Raw genomic sequence first — 12,668 nt, 5'->3', positions numbered from 1 at the left:
TATGAATGATACTTGCGCGGTCTGCCGTGTGTCAAGCTATATTCGTAGTTTGAATGCTTAGCGATATTAATGCTGAGAGGTATTCCGGAAGGCGGTGTATTACGATTATAAAAACTCAGTTATGCTGGACGGCCTTCAGATTAATGTCGATGCTCTCACGCGATACAGTTGCAGTCCTTATAAGGTTAATAATCTTATCCGAGTCCAGTTCATCCAGTGTGAAGTATGAGCCGCCGCTTTTCTCGGCGATGTCCTTATTGTAGCTGACCCCTTCCTGTGGAAAACTGTTATCCGTGGTATCGATGACGACGACATGGATGTTGTGTTTTTTTATCTCCCGGGAGGTCGCTGTTATTTCCTTGCGTATATTGATCTCCATCGGCACATTGGCCCGGCCGTCGGATACCACTATTAATATCGGTATGATATTTTTCCTCTTGGATATCTCCGTTTTTAAGATGCGGAACCCTTTGTAAAGGCCGTCGGATAGAGGCGTCAATCCCTCGGTCGGTATCTCTTTAAGATGCCTGACGGCAAGCTGAACGCTGGAGGTCGGGGACAAAATAACCCTAGACTTGTTTCCTGAGACCGCGATCATCCCTACCCTGTCCCTTTTCTGATAGGATTCCTCAAGAAGCGACAAGACTGTAGACTTGGTCAGGGTCATGCCCTTTATAGCAGCCATCGAGCCCGATGCGTCAACTACGAACATGATAACGGAGGAGACCTTCTTGGCCCTTATCTTTTCCCGCAAGTCGTCCTCGCCGATGTTCAGTGTGCCTGTTCTGGCCGCCGCCGCTCTTATGGTGGCATCGATGGCGATATCGGCGGCTTTTCCTTGAGGCGTCCTGGCTCTTATGTATTTGCCACTGCTGGTGCTCAGCGTGCGCGTTCTCCGGCCTGAACCGGATCTCGGCTTATTATCTTTCGTCGGTCTTAAGGTGAGCTTTTTTTTTTGGCAATGTCCAGGTCTTCATTAACGATTCTGGGCTGCGAGTCCACCGGGGAAACGAGGCGCACCTCCGCGACCTCGCCCCTTCCCACTCCGCGGCTTTCCCCGGAGACTACAGGCGTGACAGTCTTTCGCTGGCTTACGATCCTTTTGACCTTATCCGTCACCGGCTGCGGTTCCTCAAACGGCAGGCGCCTCATCCTATGCGGAAGCACTAGCTCGGAGGCTTTCACCACGTCTTCTTCATTCACCGTCGTGCGTTGATTATACGCTGCTATTGTCTTGGCGGTCCTGGCGATGAGGAAATCCGCCCTGTGGCCGTGCACCTCAAATTCTATGCAGATGTTGATTATCGTTGTGAAAATATCCGCCGGAATCTCGACCTGGCTCAGGAGATCTCTCGCGTTCAGTATCCTTTGTCTTAATTCCGCTTGCTCGTTATCATAGTTTCTCGCAACCGATTCGGGATGCTGTTCGAAATCCTCCACAAGCTTTATGATTTTCATTCTTTCCTTCGGGTTTTTGAGTCCTTTGACGTTTACCGAAAGGCCGAATCTATCCAGCAGCTGCGGGCGTATCTCCCCCTCCTCCGGATTCATGGTCCCCACCAGGATGAACCTTGACGGGTGCGATATGGAAATGCCTTCCCTCTCTACGGTGTTCACGCCCATCGCGGCTGAATCGAGGAGGACGTCCACAAGGTGATCGTCGAGGAGGTTAACTTCATCGATATAAAGGATGCCCTGGTTGACCTCGGCCAGTATGCCGGGCTGCAGGGCTTTTATCCCTTCACCCAAAGCTTTCTCGATATCGATTGTGCCTACGACTCTGTCTTCCGTGGCGCCCAGCGGAAGCTCAACCACCTTCGTCTTTCGAGTAACCGTGTCGAGCTTCTCGCCCTTGAGAAACTTATCGTGGCAGATATTGCATTGCAGGGACGGGTTATTGGGGCTGCAGTTGAACCGGCATCTTACAACTTCTATATCCGGCAGAAGGTCGGCTAGCGCCCTTACCGCGGTCGATTTCCCTGTGCCCTTTTCTCCCGTCACAAGGACTCCCATCAGAGCGGGGTTTATAGCATTAAGTAGAAGTGCTAGCTGTAGATCCTGCTGTCCGACTAATGCCGCAAAGGGAAGTACTACTCTCTTGATTCGATTAGGCAAAACACATACCTCTTATAAAAGAATTGTAGCATAATTTTAAATAAAATAATATAGGTGTTACTCGTGGGCCGTTGATCGATTGGGGATAGTTATTATTACATAACCCGTACTTCGGCGAAGCGCCGGCGCAAAGCCTTCTGATAATTGAAAGCGGGATAGCCGAATATCACGCAGATGCCCGGCTGAATCCTGTTCGATAGCTTGTATTTACTCTTGAGCTTCTTGCTGTACTTCATCGCGTATCCGGTGAATCCCAGCATGCAACTCCCCAGCCCCAGCGATTCCGCCGCCAGCATGGCGTACGTGGCGGCTATGTACGGGTCCGCCGGATCGGCGTTGGCCCCGCCGTAGAAATAAAGTGCCAATGGAGCATCGTAGAAGAACCAGTCCTCGCCCTTCTTATCCATCTCTATATAGGCGTCGATGGCCGGCACAACGAAGTCCTTAAATGAACTGTAATTCTCTTTGCCGACGAAGGGTCGCATCCCTGCCATCATCGCCGGGGACATCATGCGTTTCCAGGATTTGAGCGCATTCAGCAGGTCTTTGCGGAAGTCCTTGACCTTATCGCGTCCCTGGAACACTAGGATACCGACATCAGACGGAGGGATGCCCATGGGAGCTGTGGACGCGGCCGCGACTATGTTCTCGACAACGTGGCGCTCCACTTCGCGCTCCTTGAAGTTGCGCACGCTGCGGCGGGCCGACATGAGGGCCAGAAGCTGGGTGTAGGTCGCTTTGCTCTCCTTGGCCGGCACGGCAATTAAATCGTCCAAGGAAAAGTCGCGGCCTTTTACTGTGATGCAGTCCAGCGGGCAGACGCAGACGCACTGGCCGCAGGCTATGCAGCCGAATACCCGCGACTGATCGATACAGACATTCCTGTCTTCCATATACAGCGGCGCGCCCTTGCATACCTTGACGCACAGTCCGCACGAGTTGCAGTGCTCGTAATCGATAGTGACTTCCGCTGTTCCCTTGCCCCGCCCGATATCAACCGCCATGTTTACCTCCGATGATGGAATAGATTATACAACATGTAGGCGCGACAAGCGCAATATACGACGAATAATCGATTGTCTAATTGGTTCTATCAAGGCCGGACTGTCCCAACGCATCCTTAAAGAATTGAACTATATCTTGAGCGCTCTTTTCCTGCCCTGACGGTATCGGGACGCGCACCGTATAGCTGTCGCGCCCGTTGCGCGAGGGCGCCGAATACTCGAACTCGACCATCGGCGGCGTTTCTTCTAAATAATCTACTCGATCGAGTCTGCTGCCGATGACGTTCCATGCGTGAAGCTGTCCGTTCAATATGATGCCGTCCCCTGCGATCAGCGCTTCGCCTTTGTGCTTAACATTGCGTCTATAGTTCTGCCGCGAGGTGAGGAAGGCTGTCAGCGATACGAGCGCGATGAGTCCGAGCATGGTATACAGCACATATATCCCGGCCTCGGGATCAACGACGGCGAATAGTATGCCGAAGAATATGGCGAATGCCGATATGATACCCACCAGAGTCCACCTGTTTTTCCTGTCTATCTTGTAGTCGGCCTTGGTATACGCGCGCCATTCTTCGTCGGAGTATGTCCAGCGCGCCAGGGGATTTTTATCGGAGAGTATGCGGTCGTAGCGTTTTGCCAGCCTGAAGAATAATACTGCGGTGACGATACCGGTTATCATGATGAGGAGCCCGAACGCCGCCAGCGCAAAGCCTCCGCCGAAGCCGTCCAGCCACCCGAAGCCTATCGGGCCGAACATGAGGAACAGCCCGATGAACGCCGCAACCAGAGCACCGATAGCAACTTTTTTCTGCGGGTTGGATTTCATGATTGCTATATTATACTAGACAAATCAAGAAAATGGCGCTATTTCTTCACGTCCACGGGTATCCCCGCCACCATCAGTACCACCCGGTCGGCCTTCCCCGCCAGGCGCTGGTTGGCCAGTCCCAGATAGTCGCGGAAGACACGCCCCAGCGGATGCTCTGGCACTATGCCCATCCCCACCTCGCCGCTGACGATGATATAGGTCGCCTCCCCTTGCGCGTATGAGTAAATCAGCCCATCTACCGCATCTGTCATTTCTTGCTCGCTCAGCTTCTCATCGCGCATCAGCAAGTTGCTGAGCCAGACCGTTATGCAGTCGACGATAACAACGTCGGTATTTCCAGTTTCACTGAGCAGCGCCGAGGATATGTCGAGAGGCTCCTCTATGGTGTGCCAGGACTCAGGGCGCGACGACTTATGTCTGGCGATACGGCTCTTCATCTCTTCATCCCCGGCCTCGGCTGTAGCCAGAAACAGGATGCGATCTCCGAATTCGCTAGCAAGCTTCTGGGCGTAGCTACTCTTGCCGCTGCGCACGCCGCCGAGGATGAGAACTAAATGCTTATTCATTTTCCTATTTCCTTCTTTTAGAGGGTTAAGACTCTCAACCCCCTATATCCCCCAATCTTGGGGGAAACCTAAATCTGGGGGACACCCCCAGTTCCCCTGGCAGGAAGTTTCCTGCACCTCTGTTTCGATGGTCTATTTATACCTGCGATCTTGTAGACCATATCCATATCCAGGCTGTTCCGAACGTGGTCCGCTAACTTGTCGTATTCCGAACCTTTGGAAAGTGTGAATGTCCGTGTATCGCCGTCGACTCCTTTTGCTCTGCGCAGGTTCGATAACAGGCATCGCCTTATAGATTCGTTCTCGAAAAGGCCGTGTATGTATGTGCCGACGATGCTGCCGTCGCCGTTCGTCGCGCCATCCAGATGGTTCGACCTTCGTTCACCGCGCTGTGTAATTCTGAAAGCAGGCGAAACGTTATCGGCGAGCGTCCGTCCCATATGTATCTCGTATCCGCTTATTATCTCGCCCCTGATATCGCCGAGGATACCGCGCTTGCTGTTGCAGACGGCACGCACCTGCCACGTGGTCTTGCGTTTAGCGAACGTCGTTACAACATCGAGCAATCCCAGCCCTTCAATTGAATTATGTTCTGACTCGGTGTGATAGGGGTCCTTGATCCTTCTGCCCAGCATCTGGAAACCGCCGCAAATGCCGATTATCGGAACACCTGAATTTGCGCTGCGCACGATGTCGTCGGCGATACCGGTATTCTTGATACGTTCAAGGTCAGAAATGGTGCTCTTGCTGCCGGGCAGGATAATTAAATCGGGATGACCGATGTCTTTTACATGTCTTATGTAGCGCACGGTAACGCCCTGCTCACACTGCAGCGGCTCGAAGTCGGTCGAGTTCGATATATGCGGAAAATGGACGACGGTGATATCTATATCGGTCGATGTATTTTCCGGCGTGTCGCGGCGCACCGAGTCCTCCTCGTCGATGAAGATGTCGTGGTAGTATGGAACGACGCCGACGACAGGCAGAGACGTGATGCCCTCAAGCTCATCGAGGCCGGGTTTGAGCAAGGATACGTCGCCGCGGAATTTGTTGATGATGAAGCCTTTGACGTATCGCTTCTCGTCCTCGTCTAGCAGTGCCAGCGTCCCCACCAGCTGCGCGAATACGCCTCCCTTGTCGATATCTCCTACCAGCAGCACCGGCGCGTCGGCCATCTTCGCGATGCGCATATTCACGATCTCGCGCCGCTTGAGGTTGATCTCCGCCGGGCTTCCCGCACCCTCGATGACTACGATGTCGTATTGCGAGCGCAACCGGTTCAACGATTCCTCGGCGGCTTTGAGCAATTCTGTCGTCTGGAGGTAGTATTCGCCGGCGGGAACGGTCTTCCACGGCTTGCCCATCAGCACCACCTGGCTTCTGGCATCAGCCTCGGGCTTCAATAGAATCGGGTTCATATCAACCGACGGCTCGATGCCCGCCGCCTCCGCTTGTACCACTTGCGCCCGGCCCATCTCGCCGCCGTCGCGCGTCACGTACGAGTTCAGCGACATGTTCTGCGATTTATATGGAGCGACACTGAAGCCGTCCTGCCGGAATATGCGGCACAACGCGGCTACGAGTATGCTCTTACCTACCGAAGAGCCCGTGCCCTGTATCATGAGAACTTTAGCTGTCACTACTCTTTCCTCTTAGGCCTTAACTCGCACTTTGTTATCTCGTAGAACCAGCGCTTATCCTTTAGAACCTTGTTGGCCTCGACTATTTCCAACCGCTTCTTAAAAATGGGACCGTCGATGACCAGCGTGTGGTACTCGCCGGATTCGCCGCACGGAGTGATGTTCTTGAGCTTTTTGAGATCGGATATGAATTCGCGGTCGATGACGCGCCCGGCCCAGCTTTCGCCCAGGAGCTCGGCGTCGGCCGACACCACCACCGTTTTGAACCCGAGATCGACGAAGTCCTTCATTATCTTATCCTGGTCCATCAGCCACAGCGGCAGATGAGGCGTGATGCCGCCCGCGGCGCAGACCCTGTCGATCCATTCTTTATGCGCGTTAAAATCTATGTCGCCGAAAACTCCGGCTGTTATGCCCTCGCTCTTGAACTTGACCATAGTTTGTTTGAACGCGGCCTCGTAGTCGGCATGCTTCGTCCTTTTTTGCACCAGCGGTATGCCGATAGCTTTGGACTGCATATCGAGCCATTTTGCCGCCATGCCGTGGCTCCACGAAGACTTGCCGTCCTCGGTCACCATGTTCAGCAGGTAGCGAATCTTAAGGCCTTTGCTGGATGCCAGATGGAGCGCCATACACCCGTCCTTGCCCCCGCTCCATGATACGAATGCCTGTTCCATAAATCGACTCCTATTTCCCGATTCTTTCATTTATTACCAAACGCAATGCCTCGACGAACTTACGGCATGCGGGCAGCGGCTGTGCTACTATGCGAATGTATTGCGGCAATCCGAATGAGGTGCAGTCACGCACGCAGATCCCGTATTTCAGCAGTTCACGCCGCACGGCTTTCGCATCGCCGACTTGTATCAGAATGAAGTTGGTGCTGGTTGGAATTACATCTAAACCTGTATCTTCGATCGACTTTAAAAGGTATGATCTAGCCTTTACGACAACCTTCTTTGCCTTCACGATATGCTTGTCGTCGTTGACTGCTTCGAGGCCCAGAGCCTGCGCGATGGCGTTGACACTCCAGAACGGCTGATAGCATTTCAATCTCTCGATCACATCCGATGACGCAATAATGTAGCCGAGACGTATACCCGCCACCGCGTAGTCCTTGGTCATTGAGCGCATGACGACGACATTTCCTTTTTCGAGCAGTGAAGTGGCATCCCACGAATCGTCTGCAAAGGGCATATACGCCTCGTCGATTATAAGCAGGCCGGGAGCTGCTGACGCGGCGATTTTCACGACATCGGCACTTTTCAGCAGGACGCCTGTGGGATTATTCGGATTGCACAGAAAGACGATGCGAGGCTTAATCGAATCTATTCGCTTGCATACGCTCGGGATGCTCCAGCGAAATTGGTTCTTCTCTTCAGCTTTGATAAATACAGGCTCAACCCCGGCCAGTCGGCAAGCCGTCTCGTACTCGCCATACGTTGGCGACAAAATAACCGCATCGCCGTCCTTCTTCAGAAATGTTCGCGCGATAAGATGGATAATCTCTGTCGAGCCGTTGCCTACGAGAATCGACGCCACGTCCATGCCTGTTTTACTAGATATGGCTTCCCGCAGTTCCAGACAATCCGGGTCGGGGTAGCGCGATATGTCGGTATCGGCTATAGATTCCTTCATGTGCGAAGGCATCCCGAGCGGGTTGATATTGGAGCTGAAATCGATGACGTCATCGATGCTTAATCCCAGTTCGCGCAGTTCCGCCGGTGTGATGCTGCCGTGCACCGGCCTCGGCATCGATTTATTTTTTTTATTCGTCATTTTATATCTTTTCATCGGTTTGTACCCGCTGGTTAGGCAATCTCACCCCTTAAAGTAATTTGTGTAGGGGCTTGATTAATCAAGCCCGCCAACTTATGTCAAACACAGTCGAAGAATGTGTGATGAATTGATATCAATATGAATGCCAGCAATACGCCGCAAGCGGCGACCCATTTCATGATTCGAATCGACCTCGTAATATCGGCGGGCGTAGGCGGCCTCAACCCCGCCCCGAGCACATAATGCCCCGCCTTCTCCAGCTTAACGCCCAGCGCCCCGGCCATTGCCGCCATGGTCAGCCCCGCGTTGGGGCTTTCTGTGTGATGCCCCTCTTTAAATAGGGTCTTCAATGAATGTTTTATATTGTCTTTTGTAAACAGGCTCACCGCGGCTATCATGAGCGCAGCGATGCGCGCCGGAACCAGGTTCAGCAGATCGTCCAGCCGCGCCGAGGCCTTGCCCAGATATTCGTATTTTCCGTGATAGCCGATCATCGCATCCAGCGTGTTCACTGTTCTATATGCAACCGCTCCCGCCAGCCCGAATATCGCAAAATATAACCACGGCGCTACGAAGCTGTCCGTTGTGTTCTCCGCCACGGACTCGATAGCCGCCGATGCCGACTGCTCCGGAGTCAACTGTTTTGTATCGCGGCTGACCATTGCGGACAGGTTCTTGGCAGCTTCCGGGGAATCGCTCTTTTCCAGACTGATACGCACGTCGTTGGCGCTGATTTGCAGGCCGCGTATCGAGAAGCACATCTTCAGGAGTATCGCTACGACGACGATATATAAAGGAACCCACACCTCTTTGAGCCACTGGGCCAGAAAGTACGCTCCGGCGGTAAACACGGCGGGGAGAATCAGCGCGACGAATAAGCCATATATGAATTGCGCCACTCGATTTGCCTTCGGAGCTATGCGCTCCAGAAGTCCGATTATTTTGCCGATACCTGCAACGGGGTGTATCGCGTTCGGCGGGTCGCCCAGAGCCAGGTCCCACGCTAGAGCCAGGGCCAGCGCGGCGGCGTCCATCCACAGATGCTCCAGCATCACATCACCGCCTGCCATATCGGTTGTATCGCCAAATGCGGAACAATGGCTATGGCCACAATGAGAACTGCGACCTCGGTCATCTCATTGATTGCGCCGTAGGTATCGCCAGTGAGGCCGCCGAGCATGCGCGAGATACCCCACCCCATTAGCAGCGCAACCAGCTTGGCTGTGAACAGCAGCACTATGCCGCCAATCCATCCGAATACAATAGCTATCGCCAAGGCTATGAGACCGGCGGCCACCATATAGATGAAAGATTTATTGCTGCGAAATGCGGAGCCCAGCCCCTCAGCACGTGCGTACGGGAACAGGTTCAGCACGAGCGCCATGCCCCAGCGCGACATTGCCGGGAACAGCACGATGATCCAGAAGCGATCCCACCCTACCGCCAGCGACGCTATCGCCGAAAACTTGATTATGAGAAGAAGCGCCCCTCCCGCCACGGCGTAGGAGCCGACATTCTTCATGCGCATGATCTCCAGGCGCCGCTCCCGCGTGTGCCCGCCAAACAGGCCGTCGCAGGCATCAACGAATCCTTCGAAGTGCAGCGCGCCTGTGAATAGTACAAGCGCGGCGACGGTCACCGCACTGATCAGCAGATTCGGCAAAAAACGACCTAGTCCGAAATCGATTCCGGCTACCAGAAGTCCCAGCACCAGGCCGACAAGCGGAAAGTATACGGAAGAGCCGGCAAGCGAACGTCCTTCTTTATATCGTTTGCCGACCGGGATGATGGTGAGGAATCCTAACGCCGACAGGAAATTCATGGCGATTCGTTTCAGCCTTTCTCCGAGACGCCGGCCTCGCCGAAGGTGGCCATTTCCGCCAGGCAGAGCGCCGCTCCCTCGATTACGGTCATAGCCAGTGCCGCACCGGTGCCCTCGCCAAGCCGCATCTTAAGATCGAGGATGGGTTCGAGTCCCATATGTTTGAGCGCGCTGATATGTCCCTGCTCTATCGATAGATGCGCGGCGATAATGTAGTCCTTCACTCTCGGGCAAAGTGTGTAGGCTATGAGACCTGCCGCACCTGAGATAAATCCGTCGAGCACGACGACTTTCCTCGCGGCGGCCGCGCCCAGTATCACGCCGGCCAGCACGCCTATCTCAAACCCGCCGACCTTGGCCAGCACGTCCAACCCGTCGCCCGGATCGATCTTATTTATTTCGATGGCTTGCTCTATTATCTTGGCCTTGTGCTTTCTCTGCTCTTCCGATATCCCGGTGCCGAGTCCGGTCACTTTCAATGGGGTCTTGCCGCATACCACGCTGGTGATTGCGCTCGCCGCCGTCGTGTTGCCGATGCCCATATCTCCCGTGCCGATCATGTCGGCGCCTTTTGCGACCTCTTTCGCTGCGATGGCTATACCCTCTTCGATACAGCGCCGTGCCTGCTCGATCGACATAGCCGGGCCTTTGGCCATGTTCGCCGTGCCTTTCCCTATCTTGAGTGAGATTAGATCGGGATGAGACGGGATATCTGCCGCCACCCCCGCGTCGATGATGACAACCCTGGCATCGACATGTCGAGCAAGTACGTTAATCGCAGCTCCTCCATCGAGGAAGTTCAGAACCATCTGGGCCGTGACTTCCTGCGGATAGGCGCTTACGCCGTTAGCCGCGACGCCGTGATCTGCCGCGGCAAGGACGACGAGCTTACCCTGAATCTTTGGCACGGCCTGGCCCAGTATGCCCGCAAGATGTACCGAGATATCCTCCAGCCTGCCCAGGCTTCCGGCCGGCTTTGTCAGCATATCCTGACGCTTCCTGGCCTTGGCCATCGCCGCCCCGTCGAGCTGCTTTATATTAGCTATCGTCGCTTCAAGTGAGGTCTTCTTCATAAATTACTCCCGAACTTCCAGTTATGTAAAATACCTGCGATTGCTCTTAATTAGAATTCGATGCCCTTCCGCGCCTTCACCCCTTTTGCGAACGGATGTTTTATCTCCTTCATCTCGGTGACAAGGTCGGCGATGTCGACTATCTCCTGCGGCATGTCTCTGCCGGTCAGCACCAGGTTCAGCTTCTGCGGCCTGTTTTTTATCGTGTCGACGACCTCGTCCAGCGGTATCCAGCCTAGCGTCATCGGATAACTTATCTCGTCCATGATTATCATATCGAATTTGCCGGACGTTATGGCTTCACGGCAGTTGCGCCACTGCTTCAGCGATAGCGCGATCGATTTTTCCCTGTCCTTCTCGTTCCATGTGAAACCCGTGCCCATGGGCCGCATGTCGAGGCCCAGCTTCTCCGCGGCTCGGTGCTCCCCGGCCTTCAACTTGGAACCTTTTATGAACTGGAACATCACGGCATTCCAGCCCCACCCGTATACCCGCACCAGCTGGCCGATGGCCGCAGTGGTCTTTCCTTTGCCGTCGCCGGTATATATCAGCACCAGGCCATTGCTATCTTTAGGGTCGCTCATTGTTCACCTCTTTCTGCTGCAGGATATTTTTCAGGCATCCTGATATCCCCATCGATGTGGTGCACTGTGCATTTTTCCTGAGCGCATTATATATCTCCGTGGCCTGATTGTCAGTGAAGTCGCGCTCGGCGATAGGAACATCGTCGATCAGCACAAGATGTTGTGCCACCGACACAGACTCCAGGTTGCGCAAGTTGCCCCACCCGAAGGCCACATTCGCAACTATACAGCAGTCGGCCTGCGCCGCCAGCTCCAGGTTGCGCTGATGTGCGGCGTCGTCTATGCCGGCGAAGGCTGGGACTACCACGGCTTCGATGCCAAGCGCGCGGGCGGCGCTAAGATCGGTATCGCCCTGGCTCAGCACACCTATCGTCAGGCGATAGCCCTCGCTGTGCAGATGGTGCATGATGCCTGCCGCGCTGCCGCCGCCTCCGATAACGTGTATGCGACGATGCATGTTATCCGCGCAGGGACGGGATATCGTTGTGTTCACCACCATCGGTCCCGAGGCCAGATCGCTGTATATCATGGCGGTAACGCCGAATACCTGTTTGATGTTCTCGGTGGTCATAACGTCCTTAGGTATGCCCTCTTTAAAGACGCTGCCGTCCTTGAGCATAACCAGCCTGTGGCAGAAGCGGCTGGCCAGAGAGAAATCGTGCAGCGCTACGGCCACGCCCAGCCCCGATGCCGCCAACGAGCTTACAAGCTCCATCACCTCGAGCTGGTGCTGGATATCCAGGTGCGCGGTAGGCTCATCCAGCAGCAGGAACAGCGGCTCCTGCGCCAGCGCCCTGGCGACTACCACCCTTTGCCTCTCGCCGCCGGATATCTCGCCAACGCGCCTGTCGGTGAGATGCTCGATGCCGGTGCGCCTTATCGCGTCGCAGACAATCTCGATGTCTTTCTTCGATTCATAGCGCATCAGTCCGAGGTGGGGATAACGCCCCATTAGGACCGTGTCGAGTACACTGAAGCTTTCAGGCAGCGACGGCAGTTGCGGCACGACGCCTATCTTGCGGGCCAGCGTTTCCCTCGATATCTTCGCTATCTCGGTGTCGTCCAGCGCGACCCGCCCCGATGTCGGCTGCAGCAGTCCGCACATGGCCTTAAGCAGCGTCGACTTCCCCGAGCCGTTGGGCCCGATGAGTCCCACCACCTCTTTTGTGCATACCTCAAGACTGACGCCTTTCACCACGATGCGCCCGTGATATCCGAGGTCGACTTTATCCAGAGTAAGATAGCTCAAAACATCT

Annotated in this window: 13 protein-coding genes; all 13 read right to left on the bottom strand. The window is 54.6% G+C overall.

Going from position 1 to position 12,668, the window contains the following annotated elements; genetic code table 11:
* Positions 1–115: 115 nt before the first annotated feature.
* Positions 116–754: a VWA domain-containing protein gene (locus tag WC562_05205; GenBank protein ID MFA5055554.1), complete on the bottom strand. Its 639-nt coding sequence runs from the start codon at positions 752–754 to the stop codon at positions 116–118.
* A gap of 182 nt (positions 755–936) precedes the next feature.
* On the bottom strand, positions 937–2,001 hold the full coding sequence (locus tag WC562_05200; protein MFA5055553.1) for an ATP-binding protein: 1,065 nt from the start codon (positions 1,999–2,001) through the stop codon (positions 937–939).
* A 209-nt stretch (positions 2,002–2,210) separates the two neighbouring features.
* Complete coding sequence (locus WC562_05195; protein MFA5055552.1) at positions 2,211–3,119, bottom strand: nitroreductase family protein; 909 nt, start codon at positions 3,117–3,119, stop codon at positions 2,211–2,213.
* A gap of 76 nt (positions 3,120–3,195) precedes the next feature.
* Complete coding sequence (locus tag WC562_05190) at positions 3,196–3,945, bottom strand: hypothetical protein (GenBank protein MFA5055551.1); 750 nt, start codon at positions 3,943–3,945, stop codon at positions 3,196–3,198.
* Between the two features lie 38 nt (positions 3,946–3,983).
* Complete coding sequence (gene cobU, locus WC562_05185; GenBank protein ID MFA5055550.1) at positions 3,984–4,514, bottom strand: bifunctional adenosylcobinamide kinase/adenosylcobinamide-phosphate guanylyltransferase; 531 nt, start codon at positions 4,512–4,514, stop codon at positions 3,984–3,986.
* A gap of 68 nt (positions 4,515–4,582) precedes the next feature.
* Entirely contained in the window at positions 4,583–6,136 is a 1,554-nt protein-coding gene (locus WC562_05180) for a cobyric acid synthase (GenBank protein MFA5055549.1), read from the bottom strand.
* 17 nt (positions 6,137–6,153) lie between these two features.
* Positions 6,154–6,831 carry a diphthine--ammonia ligase gene (locus WC562_05175; protein ID MFA5055548.1) on the bottom strand — a complete coding sequence of 226 codons (678 nt, stop codon included), beginning with the start codon at positions 6,829–6,831 and terminating at the stop codon, positions 6,154–6,156.
* A gap of 10 nt (positions 6,832–6,841) precedes the next feature.
* Positions 6,842–7,948 (bottom strand): histidinol-phosphate transaminase, encoded by a 1,107-nt coding sequence (locus WC562_05170; GenBank protein MFA5055547.1) that lies wholly within the window; start codon positions 7,946–7,948, stop codon positions 6,842–6,844.
* Positions 7,949–8,031: 83 nt separating this feature from the next.
* Complete coding sequence (locus tag WC562_05165) at positions 8,032–9,003, bottom strand: cobalamin biosynthesis protein (GenBank protein MFA5055546.1); 972 nt, start codon at positions 9,001–9,003, stop codon at positions 8,032–8,034.
* A complete protein-coding gene (cobS, locus tag WC562_05160; protein MFA5055545.1) occupies positions 8,985–9,755 on the bottom strand; it encodes an adenosylcobinamide-GDP ribazoletransferase in 771 nt (256 codons plus the stop codon). The genes WC562_05165 and cobS overlap by 19 nt, the downstream gene beginning before the upstream one ends.
* Positions 9,756–9,766: 11 nt before the next feature.
* Positions 9,767–10,828: a nicotinate-nucleotide--dimethylbenzimidazole phosphoribosyltransferase gene (gene cobT / locus WC562_05155; protein ID MFA5055544.1), complete on the bottom strand. Its 1,062-nt coding sequence runs from the start codon at positions 10,826–10,828 to the stop codon at positions 9,767–9,769.
* A gap of 50 nt (positions 10,829–10,878) precedes the next feature.
* Positions 10,879–11,412 carry a cob(I)yrinic acid a,c-diamide adenosyltransferase gene (gene cobO, locus WC562_05150; GenBank protein MFA5055543.1) on the bottom strand — a complete coding sequence of 178 codons (534 nt, stop codon included), beginning with the start codon at positions 11,410–11,412 and terminating at the stop codon, positions 10,879–10,881.
* A complete protein-coding gene (locus WC562_05145; protein MFA5055542.1) occupies positions 11,399–12,661 on the bottom strand; it encodes an ABC transporter ATP-binding protein in 1,263 nt (420 codons plus the stop codon). The genes cobO and WC562_05145 overlap by 14 nt, the downstream gene beginning before the upstream one ends.
* Between the last annotated feature and the right edge of the window lie 7 nt (positions 12,662–12,668).

The sequence above is a fragment of the Dehalococcoidia bacterium genome, assembly GCA_041649635.1.
GTDB lineage: Bacteria > Chloroflexota > Dehalococcoidia > E44-bin15 > E44-bin15 > JAYEHL01.
The sequence above is the reverse complement of the archived record's forward strand: the minus strand, read 5'-3'. Positions and strand labels throughout refer to the sequence as shown.

What these genes read in the sequence shown, in the direction of transcription:
- WC562_05170 (MFA5055547.1), bottom strand. Translation starts at nt 7,948, where the DNA reads ATGAAAAGATATAAAATGACGAATAAAAAAAATAAATCGATGCCGAGG.
- WC562_05190 (MFA5055551.1), bottom strand. Translation starts at nt 3,945, where the DNA reads ATGAAATCCAACCCGCAGAAAAAAGTTGCTATCGGTGCTCTGGTTGCG.
- cobS (MFA5055545.1), bottom strand. Translation starts at nt 9,755, where the DNA reads ATGAATTTCCTGTCGGCGTTAGGATTCCTCACCATCATCCCGGTCGGC.
- cobU (MFA5055550.1), bottom strand. Translation starts at nt 4,514, where the DNA reads ATGAATAAGCATTTAGTTCTCATCCTCGGCGGCGTGCGCAGCGGCAAG.
- cobT (MFA5055544.1), bottom strand. Translation starts at nt 10,828, where the DNA reads ATGAAGAAGACCTCACTTGAAGCGACGATAGCTAATATAAAGCAGCTC.
- WC562_05165 (MFA5055546.1), bottom strand. Translation starts at nt 9,003, where the DNA reads ATGGCAGGCGGTGATGTGATGCTGGAGCATCTGTGGATGGACGCCGCC.
- WC562_05195 (MFA5055552.1), bottom strand. Translation starts at nt 3,119, where the DNA reads ATGGCGGTTGATATCGGGCGGGGCAAGGGAACAGCGGAAGTCACTATC.
- WC562_05175 (MFA5055548.1), bottom strand. Translation starts at nt 6,831, where the DNA reads ATGGAACAGGCATTCGTATCATGGAGCGGGGGCAAGGACGGGTGTATG.
- WC562_05180 (MFA5055549.1), bottom strand. Translation starts at nt 6,136, where the DNA reads ATGATACAGGGCACGGGCTCTTCGGTAGGTAAGAGCATACTCGTAGCC.
- cobO (MFA5055543.1), bottom strand. Translation starts at nt 11,412, where the DNA reads ATGAGCGACCCTAAAGATAGCAATGGCCTGGTGCTGATATATACCGGC.